Origin of the sequence: Comamonas antarctica (assembly GCF_013363755.1) — a bacterium.
GTDB lineage: Bacteria > Pseudomonadota > Gammaproteobacteria > Burkholderiales > Burkholderiaceae_C > Comamonas > Comamonas antarctica.
The window spans coordinates 746,564-767,548 of record NZ_CP054840.1; the positions used below are offsets into that span (position 1 = coordinate 746,564).

General features: G+C 66.0%; 19 protein-coding genes and 1 tRNA gene. 6 read left to right on the forward strand and 14 right to left on the reverse strand.

The window, feature by feature from the left end:
* Positions 1 to 264: 264 nt before the first annotated feature.
* From HUK68_RS03495 to HUK68_RS03545, 11 genes are all read right to left on the reverse strand, one after another.
* Entirely contained in the window at positions 265 to 1,116 is an 852-nt protein-coding gene (locus tag HUK68_RS03495; protein ID WP_244146243.1) for a phage antirepressor KilAC domain-containing protein, read from the reverse strand.
* A complete protein-coding gene (locus tag HUK68_RS03500) occupies positions 1,116 to 1,310 on the reverse strand; it encodes a helix-turn-helix transcriptional regulator (RefSeq protein WP_279614235.1) in 195 nt (64 codons plus the stop codon). Before HUK68_RS03500 ends, HUK68_RS03495 begins: the two co-directional genes overlap by 1 nt.
* Before the next feature lie 218 nt (positions 1,311 to 1,528).
* On the reverse strand, positions 1,529 to 2,161 hold the full coding sequence (locus HUK68_RS03505) for a hypothetical protein (RefSeq protein ID WP_175502941.1): 633 nt from the start codon (positions 2,159 to 2,161) through the stop codon (positions 1,529 to 1,531).
* A gap of 270 nt (positions 2,162 to 2,431) precedes the next feature.
* Complete coding sequence (locus tag HUK68_RS03510) at positions 2,432 to 3,658, reverse strand: tyrosine-type recombinase/integrase (RefSeq protein WP_175502942.1); 1,227 nt, start codon at positions 3,656 to 3,658, stop codon at positions 2,432 to 2,434.
* A 173-nt stretch (positions 3,659 to 3,831) separates the two neighbouring features.
* Positions 3,832 to 3,906 (reverse strand) — tRNA-Arg (locus HUK68_RS03515).
* A 66-nt stretch (positions 3,907 to 3,972) separates the two neighbouring features.
* Entirely contained in the window at positions 3,973 to 8,064 is a 4,092-nt protein-coding gene (locus HUK68_RS03520) for a translocation/assembly module TamB domain-containing protein (protein ID WP_175502943.1), read from the reverse strand.
* A 3-nt stretch (positions 8,065 to 8,067) separates the two neighbouring features.
* Positions 8,068 to 9,942, reverse strand: coding sequence for an autotransporter assembly complex protein TamA (locus tag HUK68_RS03525; protein ID WP_175502944.1), 1,875 nt, complete (start codon positions 9,940 to 9,942; stop codon positions 8,068 to 8,070).
* Positions 9,943 to 9,947: 5 nt separating this feature from the next.
* Positions 9,948 to 11,135 (reverse strand): vWA domain-containing protein, encoded by a 1,188-nt coding sequence (locus tag HUK68_RS03530; RefSeq protein ID WP_175502945.1) that lies wholly within the window; start codon positions 11,133 to 11,135, stop codon positions 9,948 to 9,950.
* 3 nt (positions 11,136 to 11,138) lie between these two features.
* Positions 11,139 to 11,759: a GNAT family N-acetyltransferase gene (locus HUK68_RS03535; RefSeq protein WP_175502946.1), complete on the reverse strand. Its 621-nt coding sequence runs from the start codon at positions 11,757 to 11,759 to the stop codon at positions 11,139 to 11,141.
* Positions 11,756 to 11,986, reverse strand: a complete 231-nt coding sequence (locus tag HUK68_RS03540) for a hypothetical protein (protein ID WP_175502947.1) — start codon at positions 11,984 to 11,986, stop codon at positions 11,756 to 11,758. The genes HUK68_RS03535 and HUK68_RS03540 overlap by 4 nt, the downstream gene beginning before the upstream one ends.
* Before the next feature lie 13 nt (positions 11,987 to 11,999).
* Entirely contained in the window at positions 12,000 to 12,842 is an 843-nt protein-coding gene (locus HUK68_RS03545) for an AAA family ATPase (RefSeq protein ID WP_175502948.1), read from the reverse strand.
* Positions 12,843 to 12,954: 112 nt separating this feature from the next.
* On the opposite strand from HUK68_RS03545, the gene HUK68_RS03550 reads away from it, so the two are divergent.
* Entirely contained in the window at positions 12,955 to 13,608 is a 654-nt protein-coding gene (locus tag HUK68_RS03550; RefSeq protein WP_175502949.1) for a c-type cytochrome, read from the forward strand.
* Between the two features lie 70 nt (positions 13,609 to 13,678).
* On the opposite strand, the gene HUK68_RS03555 is transcribed toward HUK68_RS03550, so the two are convergent.
* Positions 13,679 to 14,113 carry a DUF1841 family protein gene (locus tag HUK68_RS03555; protein WP_175505722.1) on the reverse strand — a complete coding sequence of 145 codons (435 nt, stop codon included), beginning with the start codon at positions 14,111 to 14,113 and terminating at the stop codon, positions 13,679 to 13,681.
* A gap of 83 nt (positions 14,114 to 14,196) precedes the next feature.
* Between HUK68_RS03555 and HUK68_RS03560 the strand changes: the two genes are divergently transcribed.
* Positions 14,197 to 14,835, forward strand: coding sequence for a LysE family transporter (locus tag HUK68_RS03560; RefSeq protein ID WP_175502950.1), 639 nt, complete (start codon positions 14,197 to 14,199; stop codon positions 14,833 to 14,835).
* A 62-nt stretch (positions 14,836 to 14,897) separates the two neighbouring features.
* Positions 14,898 to 15,362, forward strand: a complete 465-nt coding sequence (locus tag HUK68_RS03565) for a MaoC family dehydratase (protein WP_175502951.1) — start codon at positions 14,898 to 14,900, stop codon at positions 15,360 to 15,362.
* A gap of 6 nt (positions 15,363 to 15,368) precedes the next feature.
* Here HUK68_RS03565 and HUK68_RS03570 read toward each other — a convergent pair whose 3' ends face one another.
* Both HUK68_RS03570 and HUK68_RS03575 read right to left on the reverse strand, forming a co-directional pair.
* Complete coding sequence (locus HUK68_RS03570; RefSeq protein ID WP_175502952.1) at positions 15,369 to 15,851, reverse strand: tRNA (cytidine(34)-2'-O)-methyltransferase; 483 nt, start codon at positions 15,849 to 15,851, stop codon at positions 15,369 to 15,371.
* Positions 15,852 to 15,861: 10 nt separating this feature from the next.
* Positions 15,862 to 16,587, reverse strand: coding sequence for a ComF family protein (locus tag HUK68_RS03575; RefSeq protein WP_175502953.1), 726 nt, complete (start codon positions 16,585 to 16,587; stop codon positions 15,862 to 15,864).
* A gap of 120 nt (positions 16,588 to 16,707) precedes the next feature.
* Between HUK68_RS03575 and HUK68_RS03580 the strand changes: the two genes are divergently transcribed.
* The 3 genes from HUK68_RS03580 to ctaD all read left to right on the forward strand — a co-directional run bounded on the left by HUK68_RS03580 (position 16,708) and on the right by ctaD (position 20,984).
* Positions 16,708 to 17,616, forward strand: coding sequence for a class I SAM-dependent methyltransferase (locus HUK68_RS03580; RefSeq protein WP_175502954.1), 909 nt, complete (start codon positions 16,708 to 16,710; stop codon positions 17,614 to 17,616).
* Positions 17,617 to 18,135: 519 nt separating this feature from the next.
* The gene (coxB, locus tag HUK68_RS03585; RefSeq protein ID WP_175502955.1) at positions 18,136 to 19,305 is read left to right on the forward strand and encodes a cytochrome c oxidase subunit II; all 1,170 of its coding nucleotides are present in this window, start codon (positions 18,136 to 18,138) and stop codon (positions 19,303 to 19,305) included.
* Between the two features lie 29 nt (positions 19,306 to 19,334).
* Positions 19,335 to 20,984, forward strand: a complete 1,650-nt coding sequence (gene ctaD / locus HUK68_RS03590) for a cytochrome c oxidase subunit I (protein WP_175502956.1) — start codon at positions 19,335 to 19,337, stop codon at positions 20,982 to 20,984.
* Position 20,985 lies beyond the last annotated feature (1 nt).

The window sequence follows — 20,985 nt, forward strand, 5'->3', positions numbered from 1 at the left end:
GAGTCTGAAGACCACCGGCCATGTTTTCAAGCAAGACAGGTGGACGGGGTGTTGAAAACATGGAATCAGCCATGCCGACTGCCTTACGGACAGCCGCACCCCGCCCGTAACCGACCGCGCAGCGCAATGCTGTCGCAATAAATTCTGGACGTGACGAAGCCCCGCTTGCGGTGGGGGCCAATACCGCTGATTCAATCAAGGTGTTTTCAAGCACCTGAGGATGAATGTAGCACGGGCGCATGGCTGCTGTGAAGGGGGTTCGCATCATTTCACCCCCGTTTTTTCCAGGCGTTGGCACTCCTGCCTCCACAAGCTGGAGACCCATTCCACGCCCTTGCTTGTGAACTTCGCCTGCGTGAATGCATGGTCGTTCTGCTTGGAATGGCCTGTCTTGACGACAAAGCGACCGGTGTTCATGTGCTGCGCGTGGGGAGTCCACACGCCGCCCAGCAGGTACATGACCTTTGCAGATGTGAGGAAGTCGCGGAAGCGGGCCTCATTCGCCCCCAGGAGCTTGCAGACCTGGCGAAACCCCATAGATCCCGTGTCGGCTTCGACGTATCGATCGACAAACTCCACCTTGGGCGCGGCGAGTGCCAGCGCGGCCTGCTGCTGCTCGAGTTGCTCGGCCTGTTCAGCAGCCAGGCGCAGGGCCTGGGCCCAGGTCTGGGGGATTGCGGGAGCTGGAGCCTGCTGCGCCTCCAGCTCTTGCCAGCGCTTGACCACCTTCATGCGCGCCACCACGTCATAGCCCAGCAGCAGCGTCAGGCTGGTGTCTTTGTCCAGCTCGTACTGCGGGTAGCGTTGATCGTTCTCGCCCGCATAAGTGCTTGAAATACAAACAGAACGCAAATCTGCGTTTTGGCTGAGAGCGTCCATCATGACGCGGATATCGCGCATTACGTCTGCGTGGCGCTTGCAAGTGAGCTCCGCAATCTCACGGCTGCTCATGGTGATGCTGCCCGCCCGTGTAACCGCCAACGCGCCGCCGGCGGTGCTGCTCGGCGCGTACGTAGCATCAAGGCTCCTGGTTGTGGCGGATGCGCCCAGTTCTGCATTTTTGCGGGGCTGGGCGCTTTTTTGTTGGGTCGCAGCTTTTGTAATGGGGAGGGACATCACTTGCCTCCGATTTGCGCATCGCGCCAGGCCACTAGCTCGGACAGATCAAAGACAGTGCATCGGTGGGACAGCTTGCGACCTTTGGGGAAGCCGGGGCGCTCCTTCGCCCAGCGCCAGAAAGTGGAGACCCCCACGCCCAGAAAACTTGCTGCGTCCTTAGGGCGGGCCGATTGGTGTGTGATGGGATTCACGATTCACTCCATGCGTCTTGTTTCGATGGAGTGAACTTTCGTGATTTCAGACGCTGGCGAATAGCTAGGCAGGTTTAGAAAACAGACCCACTGAAGTCGGGGAACCCTACCACGGGAGGGTGCGTGGTCTTTCTCTTGAGGTTCAATTTTGATAGCAAACAAAGCTCATCAAATATGGTTTTGAGTAGGTGGGTTGGCCACCTGAAGAGGTGGGTGAGTTAGCCTGGCGTTTTGGGAGCACCCCCACCAGGCAGCCAGTTCGCAACCTTGGCAACCTCATCAATCGCCTGCGATATGTGGTTTCCTTCCTCATCGCACAGGTCATATTCCCCAGCGTGGGCTTTGAGCCACGCGGTCATGACCTGCTTGGGCGTTTTCCTTGGCGCATCGTTGAAGGACAGCCAAGCAGTGACAGCAGCAGCCAATTTTTTTGAAAACCGAGGATGCTGCGGATTCAAGTACTCGGGCCCACTGACCTCCTCCAAAGCGGGAAAGAAGAATCCATCGCGGACCCCACGCGACTTCAACCAAAGCACCAAGGAATCACGGTCAACTAGCGAAAGGCTGATATCTGTAGTGCCAGGGATCTCACCAATTTCATTGCCATTCATGTCGTAGTCTGGCTGACAGCGGTGTTCGCCCTTTATCAACTCCTTGCGTAGCGCATTACCAATCGCGTGCTTTGCAGCCTCATAGCCAGCAGGGCGTTCGTGAACCTTCCAGCCCTCACACATAGAGCCTTCCTGGCTTGCTGGGTCAACTCCCACAGCAAGAAGGGCAGCATTCTTCACAGATAGTTCGTCGCACAGCCGCCAGTAGACGGATATTTCTTGTTGCTCAAAACCAGACATACGCCCCCTCAATGCACCCTGAAAAAACTACCAGCCCAGCCTGTCAGGGAAACAGGTCTTCCCGCCGTCGCGGTAGGGCTGGCAAAAATTGTGTGGCGCTATAGCAAGTCTGCTTTGCCCAGACACCACTGCTGAAACCTCTGAAACCTCATCAAAAAACAAGGGGTTTCAGCGCAAACCCGCATGTTCATTGGGCTGCACCCCTGAAACCTCTGAAACCTCTACAAATACAAGTCGCGTGCAACAGTTTTCGGCCGGGCGCACTCCCACCTATGCCGCCTTGGTGGGTAGCTGGATGACCTCGGCGCCGCGCTTGAGCTTGTCGAGGTAGTCGCTCCAGCGCTGCATCATTTCCCGGCGTGCTGGCAGGTGCGCTGTGCGGTTGTAGGCCCGTCCATTGGCGTCCTTGACTGCATGGGCCAGCTGGTGCTCGATGAGGTCCACGCGCTCGCCCAGCACCTCATCCATGATGGTGCGGGCAGTGGCGCGGAAGCCGTGGGCCGTCTGCATGGTGCTGTCGTAGCCCAGGGCGCGCAAGGCGGCGCTCACGGTGTTCTCGCTCATGGGTCGCTCGCCCGTTCGAATGCTGGGGAACACGTATTGCCCATGGCCAGTTATCGGCTGCAGCTCCTGCAGGATGGCCAGGGCCTGGCTCGACAGGGGCACGATATGGTCGTTGGCCATCTTCATCTTGCTGCCGGGAATGCGCCATTCGGCTTTGTCCAGATCCATCTCGGCCCATTCCGCCGTGCGCAGCTCGCCAGGACGCACGAAAACCAGCGGGGTAAGGCGCAGGGCTGCGCGGCAGTAGATATGGCCGTTGTGGCCCTCCATGGCGCGCAGCAGGGGGGCCAGCAGGGCAGGGTCGGTGATGGCCGCATAGTGGCGCTTCTCTGCCTTCTGCATTGCGCCCTTGAGGTCGGCGGTCACATCGCGCTCGGCGCTGCCTTCGGCTACGGCATAGCGGAAGACCTGGCCGCATATCTGCACCAGCCGTTTTGCGCTGTCGTAGGCGCCGCGTTCCTCCATCTTGCGAGCCATCGCCAGGACCTCGCGCGGGCCGATGGTGGTGATGGGCAGCCGGCCCAGGCTCGGGAAAATGTCCTTCTCCAGCCAGTTGCTGACCTTCTGCTGGGTGATGGCCTTGCGGTCGGCTGCGGTGGCCTTGAGCCAGTCGTCCGCCACTTTCTGGAAGGTGTTGCCCGCGGCACTCTTTTGCGCCAGCTTCTCGGCCCGCTTGGAGGTGCTGGGGTCGATGCCGTCTGCAATCTGCGCCTTGGCGTCATCCCGGCGCTTGCGCGCCTGGGCCAGGGTCACATCGGGGTAGACGCCCAGCGCCAAGGTCTTTTGCTTGCCGGCGAAGCGGTAGGCCATGCGCCAGTACTTGCCCGCCTTGGTGACGTGCAGGTAAAGGCCATAGGCATCGGAGTGCTTGCTTCCCGCGGGCTTCGCTGGGTCTGGCTTGACCGTCCGGACAAAGGTGTCTGTGAGTGCCATGCGGGCCTTTGTTGGTATCTCTGTTTGTTGGTATGTCGAACTACCAACGAAAGTACCAACAAATTGTTGGTATGTCCAGAGATGCACTGAGACCACTTGAGGCAACAAAAAACCCGCGATGCTAGGAAGCATGCGGGTTTTGAGAGGTTTTGAGACTATCTGGGGGTGTTCATTGGTCCCCTCAGCAGGAATCGAACCTGCATCTAGCGCTTAGGAGGCACTCGTTCTATCCATTGAACTATGAGGAGACGCGCGGCTATTGTAAGCGTATGCAGCCCCGGTGCCGGCGGTGGCCGGCACTAGGGTGAGCCGCCTCAATCCTTGCGCACCGTATAGATCAGATCGATGGCGCTCTTCTCGCCGGTCTGCCCGCGCAGCGTGAGGCGGCGCGAGAGGTCGTAGAAGACGTAGAGCGTGCCCATCGCACCCGAGAGGCTCTGCTCGTAGGTGATGTAGAGGTTCTGCGACAGGCGCTTGCCCAGCGTCAGCGCCGGGCTGTCTTCGCCGGCGGCGTTGCTGCCCGGGCCCTTGAAGCCGATCTCGTCGAGGCCGACGCGGCCCGCGAAGTTCTCGCCCGAGCCGCCGCCGCTGAGCAGCGCCAGCGCCGCCTGCTGCAGCAGCGCACCCTCGGCGCCACCCTCGGAGGGATCGCGGCCCATGACCACCCAGGACAGCTTTTCGGCGTCGGGCAGGTCGGGGTCGGAGTACAGGCGCACGCGCGGGTCGCGCGCCGAGCCCGTGACCTGCACGCCGGCGCGCACCGCGATGTTCGGGCGGATGGCAAGGATGTCCAGCGACGGATTGTCGTAGCTGCCGTTGAAGCGCACGATGCCGGTCTCGACATCGAGCGACTGGCCCCAGGCGCGGTAGCGGCCCTGTTCGGTGCGCACTTCGCCGGTGATGCGCGGCGGGCCGCCGGGCTGGGTCGGGCCGACCACGTCAAGCTGGCCGACCAGGCGCGTGGTGATGCCGAAACCCTGCAGCGCGAAGTCGCGGCCCAGGTCCACGCTCACGGCGATGTCCGGTGGCTTGGCGGTTTCGGCCTGGGCGCGGGTCTGGCGCGCCTTGGCCTGCTGCTCCGCCTGGCGCGAAGCGGCGGAGCGCACGATCACGTCGGAGTCAAGCGAGGGTGCCGATTCTTCGGCCAGCAGGATCGCGGCGCGGTCGGCGGTGAGCTTGCCGCGCAGCGTCCACAGGCCCTGGTCGAGCTGGGCCGACAGATTGCCCGAAACGCTGAGCTGGCGGTCGGCGCGCACCAGCACCTGCAGCTTGCGCGCCTCGGCGTTGAGCTGCATGCGCAGGCCCGAACCGTTGGTTTCGCCCTGCTTGTCCCAGCGCACGCTGCCCTGGCCGACCAGTTCGCCGCCGCTGACCGGGGCTGCCGTGAGGTTGCCGCTGTAGCCCAGGATGCGCGCGCTGCTGCCTTGCCCGCCCTCGAAGCGCAACTGCGTGATGTTGAGCTGATTGCCGGCAAAGCTGCCCTGGATGCTGCCGTTGCGCAGGTCCACGCCATCGAGCAGCGAGGTGATGCCCAGGCCGCTGGCCTGCAGCGTGCCCTGCCAGCGCGGATCGAGGCGCGAGCCCGACAGCGTGGCATCGGCGCCGAACGAGCCCGATGCGCGCCAGCCCGGCGGCGCGAAGATCGACCAGATGCCGACATCGGGCATCTGCGCCGTGACCTTGCCGGCCAGCGGCGCGTCTTCGGGCCAGGTCCAGCCGTCGGCGCTGCGTGCCAGGCGGGTGCTGATTTGTGCCTTGGCGTTGCCCGCGCGTTCGCTGGCCCAGTCGAGCTGCGCCACGACGTCGTCGCCGCGCGCCTGCAGGTTCAGCCGCGCCTGCTGGATGCGCGCGCGCATGCGCGTGCTCTGGATGGTCAATGCGCGCGGGCGGTTGGCCGCGCTCACGGTGCCGCCTTCGCTGTTGGCGTCGGCCGACGGGCCGCTGCTGCGCACCACGGCCGAAGTGCTTTCGTCATCGAGCGCCAGGCGGATGTCGCCATCGGCGCGCTCAAGCGTGGCGTTGGCCTGGAGCTGGGGCCCGGTGGTGTCGATGTTCCAGTCACCGTTGAGGCGCAGGTCGCCGCTGAGGCCGGCGCGCGTGAGCGGGCCTTCGCCGCCTTGCACGCCGAAGGCATCGGCCCAGGCCATGGGCACGCCCAGCAGCCGGCCCTGGGTCTTGACGGCCCAGCCGCCTTGCGCCTGGGAGCGCGCCACGGTGTCCTGCCACTCGATGCGCGACTGGCCCTGCAGCGGCGCCGGCGGCGTCACGACCAGCGCGCTTGCTCCGGCGTCGATCTGCGTGCTGCGCACCGTCTGGCCGGGGCTGGTCTGGCGCAGCACCAGCGGCGACTGCAGCTGCACGCCCCAGGTGCCGGGAAACTCCTTGCCCAGCGCGACACCGGCCTGCAGCCGCGTGATGCGCGCCTGCCAGTCGGCCGCGGCCGCGTTGCGCAGATTCAGCAGGCCGCCTTCGAGCGCGGTGTTGAGCTGCAGGCTGCGCTCGCCCATCTGCGCCGTGCCCAGCAGGTCGAGCTGGGCCTGTTCGGGCGTGCCGCGGGCGTTGAGCGTGAGCCTTTGCACGGCCAGCGCATCGGCACCGGGGCGTTGATAGCGCAGGCTCGGAACATCCAGCTTGGCCTGCAGCGTCAGCCCCGACGCGGCGGCGGGCAACTGGCCCGCGGGCGCCTGCAGGCGCTGCTGCAGCTTGCCCCAGCCGCCTTGCCACTGCAGCGCCAGCTGGGCCTGGCCTTCGAGGCTGGAACCCGCCAGCGGATCGCCCACGCCCGGCAGGCTGCGCAGCCACTGCACCAGGCTGGGCGCCGAGGCGATAGCCAGATTGGCCTTGCCCGCGCCGCTGTCGCGGCCCATCTGGCCGTCGATGTCGAGTTTGCCGCCGGGCACCTCGGCCTGCGCGCGCGCCGTGACCAGCAGGGTCTGGGTGTCGACTTCGACGCGGCTGCTGCGCACCCGGGCCTGCAAGGCCTGCAGGTCGAGTTCGCTGATTTTCAGCAGCGGCGCTTGCCAGACACCGGTGGCGTTGAGGCGCTCGATGGCCAGCGCCGTGCTCCGGCCCGCGCGGCGCGCGCGCGCGCCGTCGGCCTGCAGCGCGGCAACGAAGGCTACGCTATGGTCCTCGCGTGTCGTGGCTTCGAGCTTGCCTTGCAGCGGCGCGGCCTCGAGCGTGCTGTAGAGCGCGGCCGGGCTGAGCCGGTGCACTTCGGCGCGGCCTTCGACGCTCTGGGTCGCGGGCGTGAAGCGGCCTTGCAGCGCGACATGGCCCTGGCCGATCTCGGCGCGCGAATCGCTTACCTCCCAGACGCCGTCGGCATAGCGGACCTGCGCCTGGAGCCGGTCGAGCGGCAACTGCTGCTGGTCCCAGGGACCGGCCTTGGCATTGCGCAACTCGGTCTGCAGCGCCCAGCTGCCATCGGCCTCGGGGCCGGCTTGCAGCTTGCCGGCCAGCAGCGTGCGCGGGCCTTGCGGCCAGAAGCTGGCGACGTCGAACTGCTCGAACGTGGCCTGGGCCTGCTCCAGCGGCTGTGCCAGCCAGGGGCGCACCACGGCCGTGGCCTTGGCGCTGGGGGCAGGCGCCGCACCTTCCTCAGGGGCCTGGGCGACGGCATGGATCTGCAGGCGCGCGGCTTCGCTGGCCAGCGTGCCGTCGATCTTCACTTCGGCATCGACCGCCTGGCGGCGCTCCTGCCCGGGGATCGGCGCTTCGAGATGGCCCGACAGCGTGGCTTCGAGCTGCATCGGCGCATCGGCTTGCAATTGCAGCTTGGCGAGGTAGCTGCCATCGGCCCAGTCGAGCCGGTTGACGTCGAGGCGGTGGTGCTGGCCGTCGTAGCGGTAGTGGCCCTTGAGCTGCTGGATCTCGGCGCGCGGCGGGCCGTTCCAGACCAGTTGCTCGATCTCGAACGGCAGCTCGATGCGCACCGGCAGGCGCAGCTGCTGCAAGGGTTCGGTCGGCGTCTTTTCTGCCGGCGGCGTGCTGGTGATCTCGAGGCGCTGCGCATGCAGCTTGCCGACCTTGACTTCGCGCTGCAGCAGCGGCTGCAGCTGCCAGCCCAGGTCGGTTTTCTCGACCTCGACGGTCAGTGTCGGGCCGCGCCAGCGCAGCCAGCCGATATGGCCGCCGTCGCGCAGCGTGCCCGAGACATCGCGCGCCTCGAGCGACTGGCCCGCGGGCAGCCAGCGCGCGACACGCGTGAGCAGCGAGGCCAGCGAGTCGGCCTGGCCGGCCCACCACCAGGCGCCGCCCAGCGCCGCGGCCAGCACCAGCAGCAGCGTGGCGAAAATCCAGGCGAGCGCGCGCCCGGCGCGGCGCCAGCGGCTGCGGGGTGGGCGCGCGGCCGGGGCCGGCGCAGTAGCAGGAGCGGGGGAAGGGGATGCAGTCGGCTCAACCATGGATCAGAACGTGAAGCCCAGGCGCAAATGCAGGCGCAGGCGTTGGGATTGGACGCCGTAGGCCAGATCGGCCTGAACCGGCCCGATGGGGCTGCGCCAGCGGATGCCGGTGCCCACGCCGACGCGCACGGCGATGGCGTCGAGGTTGTCGGTCACCGTGCCGGCATCGAGAAACAGCGTGCTTTCCCAGTCGCTGGTGTTGCCGCGCATGGTGATCGGGCGCTGCCACTCGACGCTGCCCGAGGCCATGTAGCGGCCGCCCGTGACCAGGCCGTTGTCGGTGCGCGCACCGATGGACTGGTAGCTGTAGCCGCGCACCGTGGTGTCGCCGCCGGTGAGGAACAGCTGGGTCACGGGGATGTCCACGTCGTCGCGCGCGATCACCGCGCCGCCCGCGGCGCGCAGCGACAGCCGGCTGCGGCGGTGGGTGGCCTCGTCGCGCTGGCCGAACTCGTGCAGCGTGAGAAAGCGCGCCGATATCCGCCCGAACGGCTCGCGCGCTGGCGTGAGCGTGGTGCCGGCGCCGGCTTCCCAGGCAAAGCCATAGCCCGAGGTGGGAAAGGTCGGGTTGTCGAAGTAGCGGCCCGTCCAGCCGTAGTTGGCCGTGATCGAGGTGCTCGAAGGCAGGTCTTCGCCGCCCTTTTGCCGCGCGTAGTCGTACTGCAGGTAGTAGGTGCGGTCGATATGGTCTTCGCTGCGGTTGCGGCCGGTGCGCAGCTGCAGGCTGGTGGTCTCGAAGTCGCCCGTGGGCTCGCGCTCTGCCTTGGCGCCGGTGAACCAGGCCCAGCCTGTGGCATCGGGCAGGGCGGTCCAGTTGGTCGACAGCAGCGGGTTCTTGGTGTTGATGTTGGCCTTGGTGACCGCGCGCCAGCCAATGCCCGGCAACCGGTTGTGGGTGTGGTCCACGCTCAGGCGCGGGCCGGTGTCGGTGCTCACGCCCACGCCCAGCACCCATTTCTGCAGCTGGGCTTCGCGCACCTGCGCGATGACGGGTGCCGTGACGGCGGTGCTGTCGGGCGTGGCGGCGCTGGTGTCGAGCGTCAGGAACACCGAGTCGTAATAGCCGCTGCTGGCCAGGCGCTGCTGCGCATCGAGCATTTCCTGCTGCGAATACTCGCGGCCCGCGGGCAGGCGCGCGATGCGGGCCGTGCCTTCGGTGTCGTAGCGCTGGCCGCCTTCGATGCGCAACGGGCCGAAGGTATAGGCCGGGCCGGGCGCATAGTTCACATCGAGCTGCGCCTCCTGGGTGTCGGCATCGATCACGGCCTGGCTGCTGGCAATGGCGGCCGTGGGGTAGCGGCGCTGCTGCAGCCCGCGCAGGCCGTGGCTCTTGGCGCTGCCCCAGGCCGACTGGGTGAAGCGCTGGCCGGGCTTGAGCGGCCAGGTCTCCTTGATCAGCGCGCGCTGCGCCTCGCCGCCGGGGTCGTTGGCCGTGGGGCCGGAAAACCCGACCTGGGCGGTGGAGATCTCGGCGTGCGGGCCGGGGTCGACGCGCACGATGACCGTGAAACGCTCCTTGCTGTCCTCGGGCGCGTCCTGGACTTCAAGTAGGATGGTCGGATTGAAGTAACCAAGCGTGCCGATCAGATTGCGGATGTTCTTGTCGGCCGCGCCCAGCAGGCGTGACAGCTCGCGCCGCTGCAGGTCGGACTGGTAGCGAAAGCGCTGCAGTTCCATGTGCTTTTCCAGCAGTTCGCGCACGTCGTCGGGCGCCTCGATCTGCAGGGCAAAGCTGGGGTCGCCGGTGACGCTGCTGGCAGCGCGCGCATCCTGCGATTTTTCCTTGGACAACAGGCTGCAGCCGGACAGCAGCACGGCGGCAGTCAATAAAAACGCCGACCCAAGGGTCGGCGCCGGTGCGGATGAGGGCAAGGGCATGGCGCCTATTTTGACAGCAGGCGAATGGTGTCTTCGAGGCCTTTCAGTGACAAAGGGTACATCCGGTCACTCATCAGCTGCTGGATGATGCTAATGCTCTGGCGATATTGCCATACGCCCTGCGGTTCGGGATTGATCCAGGCAAAGCGCGGAAACGCATGCGTGAGCCGCTGCAGCCACTCGGCGCCGGCCTCCTCGTTCTGGTATTCCACGCTGCCGCCGGGCTGCAGGATCTCGTAGGGGCTCATGGTCGCGTCGCCGACGAAGATCAGCTTGTAGTCCTTGTTGTACTTGCGGATGATGTCCCAGGTATCGAACTTCTCGGCGAAGCGGCGGCGGTTGTTCTTCCACATGTAGTCGTAGACGCAGTTGTGGAAGTAGTAGAACTCCAGGTGCTTGAACTCGCTCTTGACGGCCGAGAACAGCTCCTCGACGCGCTGCACATGCTCGTCCATGGTGCCGCCCACATCCATCAGCAGCAGCACCTTGACGTTGTTGTGGCGCTCGGGAATCATCTTGATGTCGAGATAGCCCGCATTGGCCGCGGTGCTGCGGATGGTGTCGGGCAGGTCGAGTTCCAGCTCGTTGCCCTGGCGCGCGAACTTGCGCAGCCGGCGCAGCGCGACCTTGATGTTGCGCGTGCCCAGCTCCTGCTGGTCGTCGTAGTCGCGGTAGGCGCGCTGCTCCCAGACCTTGACCGCGCTGCGGTTGCGCCCCGGCCCGCCGATGCGCACGCCGGCCGGGTTGTAGCCGCCATGGCCGAACGGGCTGGTGCCGCCGGTGCCTATCCATTTGCTGCCGCCCTGATGGCGCTCCTTTTGCTCCTCCAGGCGCTTCTTCAGCGTCTCCATCAACTCGTCCCAGCCCATCGCCTCGATCGCGGCCTTCTCCTCGGGACTGAGCTCGCGTTCGAGCAGCTTGCGCAGCCATTCCTGCGGCAATTCGCGCGTCAGGCCGGCAACCATCTCGACGCCCTTGAAATAGGCGGCGAAGGCGCGATCGAACTTGTCGTAGTGCTTCTCGTCCTTGATCAGCACCGTGCGGCTCAGGTGGTAGAAGTCGTCGAGGCTCCAGCCGTCCTCGCTCTTCGGGCCGACCACGCCGGCCTGCAGCGCTTCGAGCAGGCTCAGGTATTCCTTGACCGATACCGGCAGCTTGGCGGCGCGCAGCGTGTAGAAGAAATCAATCAGCATGGCTCAGTCTCCGGCAGGCTGGGGCGCAGCGGGCTGCTGCAGGCGCGCTTGCAGGCGCGCACGCACGGCTGGCCACTCGGCGTTCAGCAGGCTGTACATGACGGTGTCGCGGATGCTGCCGTCGCGGCGCAGCGCATGGCAGCGCAGCACGCCATCCTTGTGCGCGCCCAGCCGCTCGATGGCGCGCTGGCTCGCCAGGTTCAGAATGTCGGTGCGCCAGCCGACGACGTTGCAGTTCAGGGTGTCGAACGCATGCGCCATCAGCAGCAGCTTGGCGCTGGTGTTCACATGGCTGCGCTGCACGCTGCGCGCATACCAGGTGTAGCCGATCTCGACGCGGCGCACGGCCGGCACGATGTCGTGGTAGCTGGTGCAGCCCAGCACCTGGCTGCTCGCGGCATCGACCACGGCCCAGGGCAGGCGCTCGCCGCGGGCCTGCATCTCCAGCGCCTGCGCCACATAGGCCTCGGTGTCCTCGGGCCGGGGCACCGAGGTCACGCGCAGGTTCCACAGCTCGCCGTCCGCGGCGGCCGCGCGCAGTCCGGGCACATGCGCCATGGTCAGCGGCTCGAGCCGCACGCCCTGGGCCTGCAGCACGGTGGGAAGGGCAAAGGCGCTGGTCATTTCGGTCCAGGCTTGTCGCGTTCGGTGCGCCAGATGCGCGCGGCCTGCAGGCCCGCGCCCGCGCACAGGCCGATCAGCACGATGGCCGCCAGCGTGGAGGGGCCGTAACCCGAGGCAAACAGATCCAGGTTCAACAGCCGGCCCAGGCCATAGCCCAGCAGGCCGCCGACCACGAAGCCCGCGGCATCGGACAGGCCCTCGACCAGCATTTTTCGCACATTGCTCATGGCGTACCCAGCTTCAACGGTTGCGCTGGTTCATGGCCACCAGCTTCTCGAACAGGCTCACATCCTGCTCGTTCTTCAGCAGCGCGCCCACCAGCGGCGGCACGCTGACCTTGTTGTCGGCGCTTTGCAGCGCATCGAGCGGAATGTCCTCGGCCACGAGCAGCTTGAGCCAGTCGATCAGTTCGCTGGTCGAGGGCTTCTTCTTCAGGCCGGGCAGGTTGCGCACGTCGTAGAAGGTCTTCATGGCCGCGCCCAGCAGCTCGCCCTGCAGCGTGGGGAAGTGCACCGCGACGATCTGGCGCATGGTGTCGGCGTCGGGGAACTTGATGTAGTGGAAGAAGCAGCGGCGCAGGAAGGCGTCGGGCAGTTCCTTCTCGTTGTTCGAAGTAATGAAAACCAGCGGCCGGTGTTTTGCGCGGATCATTTCGCGGGTTTCATAGCAATAGAATTCCATGCGGTCGATTTCGCGCAGCAAATCGTTGGGAAATTCAATATCCGCTTTATCGATTTCGTCAATCAGCAATGCCACGGGTTGATCGGCGGTAAATGCCTGCCACAACACGCCCTTAATGATGTAGTTGTGAATGTCCTTCACGCGCTCGTCACCGAGCTGGCTGTCGCGCAGGCGGCTCACGGCGTCGTATTCATAGAGTCCCTGCTGGGCCTTGGTGGTCGACTTGATGTGCCACTGCAGCAGGGGCATGCCCAGTGCCTGCGCCACTTCCTCGGCCAGCATGGTCTTGCCGGTGCCGGGCTCGCCCTTGACCAGCAGCGGGCGCTGCAGGGTCGCCGCTGCGTTGACCGCCAGCATCAGATCCTGGGTCGCGACGTAATTCTGTGAACCTTCAAATTTCATGGCGGTATATCAGCGTAAGTATTGATGGGGTGGTGCGGCGGTTGCTGCCTATAATCATTTCGCTCCACGAGGCAGGCAGTTGTCGGAACTTCCAAAGGATTGTGCGCGCAAAATGAATCAGAATTTGACCACGATATTTGCCCTGGCTGTCGCCTGCGTGACCGGTGCGGTCCAGGCGCAGGAGATACGGGGCGATGCAAAGGCCGGGGCAACCAAGGTTGCAATGTGCATCGGCTGCCATGGCATCGAAGGGTACCAGGCGAGCTTCCCCGAAGTGCACAAGGTGCCGATGATCTCGGGCCAGGGCGCGGGCTATATCACCGCCGCGCTGCTGGCCTACCAGAAAGGCGAGCGCAAGCACCCGACCATGCGCAGCATCGCCGACTCGCTGAGCGAACAGGACATCGCCGATGTCTCGGCGTTCTATGAAAAGCAGGTGCCGGCCAGCGCCGCCAAGCCGGTGCGCGAACCCAGCGTGCAGGTGGCCGAACTGCTCAAGCGCGGCGCCTGCATCTCGTGCCATGGCGACAACTTCGCCCAGCCCATCGACCCGAGCTACCCGAAGATCGCGGGCCAGCATGCCGACTACCTCTACGTCGCGCTCAAGTCGTACAAGATCGACAAGAACCCCCAGGTCGGCCGCACCAACGGTGTCATGGCGGGCATTGCGCAGCAGTTCAGCAACCAGGAACTCAAGCAGCTGGCCGGCTACATCGGGCGCCTCGACGGCGACCTGAAGACGGTGCCGCAGGCGAAGTTCCGCTGAGATCCCGTTCGTCCTGAGCCTGCCTCGCCGGCCCCGTCGAAGGATGAACGCCCTGCGCTCCAGCTGAAAATCAGTCTTTCGTCGCTCTACGCTGCACGCAAGCGATATAGCCATCCCCATCGGGCGGGCGCCCCGCGCGCTGGCTTTCCCAGAGCATCTGGCCCAGGCATTCCATGGCCGCGTGGTGCGCGTCATGCAGCGAGTCCAGCCGGCGCGTGAGCAGTTCCACCGCCTGGCGGATGCCGCGCGGCTGGTCGATGCTGCACTGCTCGCTGATCGACAGGTGCATCGACAGGTGCAGGAAGGGATTGGTCTGGCCCGGCGGGTCTTCGTAGTTGCGCGCCACGGCGGCCTCGGCATCGGCGAGGTCGGCAAAGTACTCGGGGTGCTCGGCGATCCAGAGGCTGGCCAGGGTTTCAATGGCCTCCATCGGCGCATTCGCGAGCATCTTGGCGCGCACCCCGCAGAAGAAGCGCCGGACGTCGGCTTGGGAAGGGTTGAACATGATGGCGCGCAGCGTAGCACGGGTCAGCACGCCCGGCGCGCAAGCACTAGAATGGCCGGTTTTCCTTTGCGTACACCCGATTCATGGACCTGCAGACCTGGTTGGCTTTCTTCTTTGCCGCATGGATCATCGCGGTGTCGCCGGGTTCGGGCGCGGTGCTGTCCATGAGCCATGGGCTGCGCTACGGCCTGCGCCAGGCCAGCCCGACGATCTGGGGGCTGCAGCTGGGCCTGCTGCTGGTGCTGGTCGTCGCCGGGGTTGGCGTGGGCTCGCTGCTCGCGGCATCGGCCTGGGCGTTCAACATCGTCAAGGTGGTGGGCGCACTCTATCTGATCTACCTGGGTTTCTCGCAGTGGCGCTCGAGCGCCGGCCCGCTGGCCGCGGACAGCGCGCCCGCGGCCGCGCTGAGCGTGCGCCACCGGCTGCTGACCGGCTTCCTGACCAATGCCACCAACCCCAAGGGCATCATCTTCATGGTGGCCGTGCTGCCGCAGTTCATGGCGCCAAGCCGTCCGCTGGCGCCGCAACTGCTGATACTGGCCGTGACCATGCTGGCCATCGACGCCACGGTGATGCACGGCTACGCAGCCGGCGCCAGCGCGCTGCGGCGCCTGATGCGCAGCCCGCGCGCGCTGCGCATCCAGAACCGTATCTTTGGCGGCCTGCTCATGGCGGTGGGCATGGGACTGTTTTTCGTGCAGCGCAGCGCACCCGCGGCCTGAACGCATCGGACTTGTCGCCTGCCAGACATCGTCGCGCCGCGGCGGCCACTACAGTCGTCGGCATGCGTACCTTTAACTCCTATTCCGAAGTGCTGGCCTGCCTGGGCCAGGAAGTCGCAGTGACCGACTGGATCAGGGTCACCCAGCAGCAGATCCAGCAGTTTGCCGATGCGACCGGCGACCAGCAATGGATCCACGTCGATGTGGAGCGTGCCAAGGCCGGGCCCTTTGGCACGCCGATCGCGCATGGCTTTCTGACGCTGTCGCTGCTGCCGCAGTTCTTCGATGGCGCGTTGGCGTTTGCGGGCGCGCGCATGGGAGTGAACTACGGCTTGAACCGGGTGCGTTTTCCCGCGCCCGTGCCCGTGGGCAGCCGGCTGCGCGCGCGCATGGTGCTGCAGCACGCCGAGCGCATCGAGCCCGACGGCCTGCAGATGACCTGGAACGTGAGCATCGAGCGCGAAGGCAGCGACCGGCCGGTCTGCGTGGCCGAATCACTGATCCACAGCTACGGCTGCGCGCACTGAGGCGGACTATTCCTGGGAGTTCCTGGCGCCGAGAAAGCCCAGCTGGCGCCAGCCTTCGAAGACACTCACGGCCACGGCATTGGACAGGTTGAGGCTGCGTTGGCCGGGCAGCATCGGCAGACGCAGGCGCTGGCCCGGCGGAAAGCTCTCGCGCAGCGCCACGGGCAGGCCGCGCGTTTCCGAGCCGAAGATCAGCCAGTCGCCGGGCTCGAACAGCGTATCGTGCAGCGGGCTGCTGGCGTGCGAGGTCATGGCGAACATGCGGTCGGGATCGGGCTGCTCGTCGCGCAGGAACACGGTCCAGCCCGCATGCTTCCTGACCTGTGCGTACTCGTGGTAGTCCAGGCCCGCGCGGCGCATGAGCCGGTCCTCCATCGAAAAACCCAGCGGCTCGATCAGGTGCAGCGTACAGCCGGTGTTGGCTGCAAGCCGGATGACGTTGCCCGTGTTCGGGGGAATTTCGGGTTCGACGAGGACGATATGAAACATGCGCCTATTGTCAGGGCAGGCGCCCGGTTCGCGCCACTACCATGGCACAAATATGGGCGGCGCCGGCGCGCCGCAGCGCCTGCGCGGCGGCATCGAGCGTGGCGCCCGTGGTCATGATGTCGTCGACCAGCACCACGCGCTGGCCCGCAAGGCGTGCTGCCTGCGCGCCGGGCACGGCAAAGGCGCCGCGCAGGTTGCGCAGCCGCTGGGCGCGCTGCAATCCGCTCTGGGCCGGGGCATGGTGGATTCGCTCCAGCAGAAGGCCGACAGCGCAGGGTGCGGGTTGCAGGCGCGCGAGCGCCCGCGCCAGCAGCGCCGCCTGGTTGAAGCCGCGTTCGCGCAGCCGCGCGGGCGACAGCGGCACGGGCACGATCCAGCGCGCGGATTGCAGTGCGTCGGCCACGCCGGGCACGCGCCCGAGCAGCTGCGCCAGCGCCTGCGCCGCGCCCGGGTCTTGCTGGAACTTGAACTGCGTCAGCAGCAGCGTCCAGGGGTAGCCATATTCCACGCCGGCCCAGGCGCCATCGAAGGCCGGCGCGGTGCGCAGGCAGGCGCCGCACTCCAGCGCGCCGCCGGCCAGCGGCAACGCGCAGCGCCGGCAGCGCGGCGTGCGGGCGGCCCAGCGCGCGAGGCAGTCGGCGCACACGCGCTGGCCGGGCCAGCGCCCGCAGATCGCGCATTCGCTGGGCAAGCGCTGCTGCAGATGCGCCAGCCATGAACCGGGGCGGAAAAACATGGCCAGCAATATACGCCCACGCCCTGTGCCGGGCGCGTTTTTCCCGGCTGTGGCCCAATGGCGTCAAGGGCATGCATCGCATGCCCTGTTCCGTTCCGTAGTCCGCCCTGGTTGTTCCGTATGTCCGATCTGCTTCCTCCCACCATCGATCCCGTGGCCGCTGCGCGCTGGCATCAGGCCGCGCCGCCGCTGTCGCCCTGGCTGCACGAGGAGATCGCGCGGCGCATGGAGGAGCGGCTCGAATGGATCGTGCAGGCGCCCAAAAGCTGGCTTCACTGGGAGCCGGTGCGCGGCGGCATGCAGGCCCATGGCCTGCTGGCCGCGCGCTATCCCCAGGCCGGCGTCCAGGTCTACGAAAGCGCACCGCAGCGCGCCGCGGTGGCGCGCGAGCAATTGGGCAAGCGCTGGTGGCAGCCCGCGCGCTGGCTGGGCGGCGCGGCGCAGTTCGGCCTGCCCGCGCCCGGCAGCGTCGACATGCTCTGGGCCAACATGGCGCTGCACACCGCGGCCGATCCGCAGCAGCTGATCGGCCAATGGCATGAGGCTTTGGCCGTGGGCGGCTATGTGATGTTCTCGTGCCTCGGCCCCGACACGCTGCGCGAACTGCACGCCGTCTATGCCGAGCTGGGCTGGCCCGTGCCCGGCCATGCCTTCACCGACATGCACGACTGGGGCGACATGCTGGTGCAAGCCGGCTTCGCGGAGCCGGTGATGGACATGGAGCACATCACGCTGACCTTTGCCACGCCGCAGCGCCTGCTGCAGGAGCTGCGCGAGCTGGGCTGCAACCTGCATCCGGCGCGTTTTGCGGGCCTGCGCGGGCGCCGGTGGCGCCGCCAGCTCGAGGAGGCGCTGCAGCAGCGGCTGGCGTCGCCCGCGCATGGCGGTCAGTTGGCACTGACTTTTGAAATCGTCTACGGCCATGCCTACAAGCCCGCGCCGCGGCTGCGCGTGAGCGAAAGCAGCGCGGTCTCGCTGGAGGACATGCGCTCGATGTTGCGGGGTGGGCGCAACCCGGGTTTGCGCTAGTCCGAATATCACTTTCATGTCATTGCTTTGCCAGCTTCCCGACATACAATTTTTGCAATGACACATAAGAGCGGATCCTGCGCGCGAGCAAGTTGCGGGCGGGATCACGTGAAAGTGCTTTTCCTGCGGACCTCACTTCAAGGCAGGAAAGGAACCCTCGGCGTTGCTGCCACGATGGGAGAAAAAATTGGTGTTTCGCTTTGCCACGGGGTCGGGCCAGCGGTTTGATGGGCGCCTGGCTCGCGCACGAAATGGATATCGTCTGAAACGGTGTGCCACCGTTGCCGCAGCAGTGACGCTGCCGCAGCGGGGCCGGCTGCATTCCCCTGTGACTGCAGCAGGTGCCGGTTGTGCCCGCACCCAAGCTTCTTTTCCCGGCCAGCGCCTGGCGGACGCAGCGCAGCCCTGGCTGCGCCACGGACGCGCCGCACGCGCCAACGGACGCGGCGAACCCGGCAGTTGACCGCGCGCGGCAATTGGTCGATTGGATTACCTGAGGCTTAGACGTAAGTGAGAACCATGAAAAGCATTTCCTCCAGGCTGAAAGCATTTGTCGCGATGGCGGGCACCGGGATGGCCGGGGCGGTTCACGCTGTCCAGGACCTTCCGGGCGGCCCGGCGGTCAACCAGCTCAATCTGCACCCCGCCGTGACGCGCATTGCGCAGGAGCAGCATTTCCTGCACTGGATGATGCTGGTGATCTGCACGCTGATCTTCGTCGGCGTGTTCGGCGTCATGTTCTATTCGATCTGGAAGCACCGCAAGTCGCGCGGCGCGAAGGCCGCGAACTTCCACGAGTCGGTCACCGTCGAGGTGGTCTGGACCATCGTGCCGTTCATCATCGTGATCCTGATCGCGCTGCCGGCCACCAAGGTGCTGGTCGCACAGAAGGACACCACCAATGCCGACCTGACCATCAAGGTCACGGGCTACCAATGGAAATGGGGCTACGACTACATCAACGGCGAGGGCGAGGGCCTGGGCTTCGTCTCCACGCTCGACAGCAGCCACCGTGCGATGTCCGACAGCGGCGACGTGCGCAACGCGCCCGTCGATTACCTGTTCAAGGTCGACAACCCGATGGTCGTGCCGGTCGGCAAGAAGGTGCGCATCATCACCACCGCCAATGACGTGATCCACTCCTTCATGGTGCCCGCGTTCGGCATCAAGCAGGATGCGATTCCGGGCTTCGTGCGCGACACCTGGTTCCGCGCCGAGAAGGCCGGCGACTACTACGGCCAGTGCGCCGAGCTGTGCGGCAAGGAGCATGCCTACATGCCGATCCACGTGAAGGTGGTCGACAGCGCGGCCTACACGCAATGGGTCGACGGCCAGCGCAAGCTCGCGGCCGCGAAGCTCGACGACCCCACCAAGGTCTGGGAACTCGCGCCGCTGGTGGCGCGCGGCGAGAAGGTCTATGCGGCCAACTGCGCGGCCTGCCACCAGGCCAACGGCAAGGGCGCGGGCCCGATCAAGCCGCTGGACGGCTCGGCCATCGTGATGAGCACCGACCATGCCAAGCAGATCCAGATCCTGCTGCATGGCGCGGCGGGCGGCGCCATGCCGTCGTGGAAGCAGCTCAGCGATACCGACCTCGCCGCCGTGGCCAGCTACACCAAGAACGCCTGGTCCAACAAGACCGGCCAGCTGGTGCAGCCTTCCGAAATCGTCGCTGAGCGCAGCAAGTAAGCCGGCCCCAACGTACCGAGGAATCGAAGATGAGCGCAGTCATTGACAACCATGGGCCGGCCGCAGCGCACCCCGAGCACGCGGGCCACGACCACCACGACCATCACCACGCGCTGCCCACGGGCTGGCGCCGCTGGCTCTATGCGACCAACCACAAGGACATCGGCACGCTGTACCTGCTGTTTGCCTTCACCATGCTGATGGTCGGCGGCGTGCTCGCGCTGCTTATCCGCGCCGAGCTGTTCCAGCCCGGCCTGCAGCTCGTGAATCCCGAGCTGTTCAATCAGCTGACCACGATGCACGGGCTGATCATGGTGTTCGGCGCGATCATGCCGGCCTTCGTCGGCTTCGCGAACTGGATGATTCCGCTGCAGATCGGCGCCTCCGACATGGCGTTCGCGCGCATGAACAACTTCAGCTTCTGGCTGATGGTGCCCGCCGGCGCGATGCTGGTCGGCTCGTTCTTCATGCCCGGCGGCGCGCCCGCGGCGGGCTGGACGCTCTATGCGCCGCTGACGCTGCAGATGGGCCCGTCCATGGACACCAGCATCTTCGCGATGCACGTGCTTGGCGCCTCGTCCATCATGGGCTCGATCAACATCATCGTCACCATCCTCAACATGCGCGCCCCGGGCATGACGCTGATGAAGATGCCGATGTTTGCCTGGACCTGGCTGATCACCGCCTATCTGCTGATCGCGGTCATGCCGGTGCTGGCCGGCGCGATCACCATGACGCTCACCGACCGCCACTTCGGCACCAGCTTCTTCAACCCCGCGGGCGGCGGCGACCCGGTCATGTACCAGCATATCTTCTGGTTCTTCGGCCACCCCGAGGTCTACATCATGATCCTGCCGGCGTTCGGCATCATCAGCCAGATCGTGCCGGCGTTCGCGCGCAAGCGGCTGTTCGGCTATGCGTCCATGGTCTATGCGACCGCCTCGATCGCCATCCTGTCGTTCATCGTCTGGGCGCACCACATGTTCACCACCGGCATGCCGGTCACGGGCCAGTTGTTCTTCATGTACGCGACCATGCTGATCTCGGTGCCCACGGCGGTGAAGGTGTTCAACTGGACCGCGACCATGTGGCGCGGCTCGATGACCTTCGAGACGCCGATGCTGTTTGCCGTCGGCTTCATCTTCGTGTTCACGATGGGCGGCTTCACCGGCCTGATCCTGGCCATGGCGCCGATCGACATCCAGCTGCAGGACACCTATTACGTCGTGGCCCACTTCCACTACGTGCTGGTCGCGGGCTCGCTGTTCTCGATGTTTGCCGCCTACTACTACTGGGCGCCGAAGTGGACCGGCGTGATGTATTCCGAAACCCGCGGCCGCATCCACTTCTGGGGCTCGCTGATCTTCTTCAACATCACCTTCTTCCCGATGCACTTCCTGGGCCTGGCCGGCATGCCGCGCCGCTACGCCGACTACCCGATGCAGTTTGCCGACTTCAACATGGTGGCCTCGATCGGTGCCTTCGGTTTCGGGCTGATGCAGGTCTATTTCTTCTTCTTCGTGGTGCTGCCCGCGATGCGCGGCCACGGCGAAAAGGCGCCGCAGCGTCCCTGGGAAGCGGCCGAGGGGCTGGAATGGGAAGTGCCTTCGCCGGCGCCGTTCCATACCTATGAAACGCCGCCCAAGCTCGACTCCACGGCCACCCGCGTCATCGGCTGAG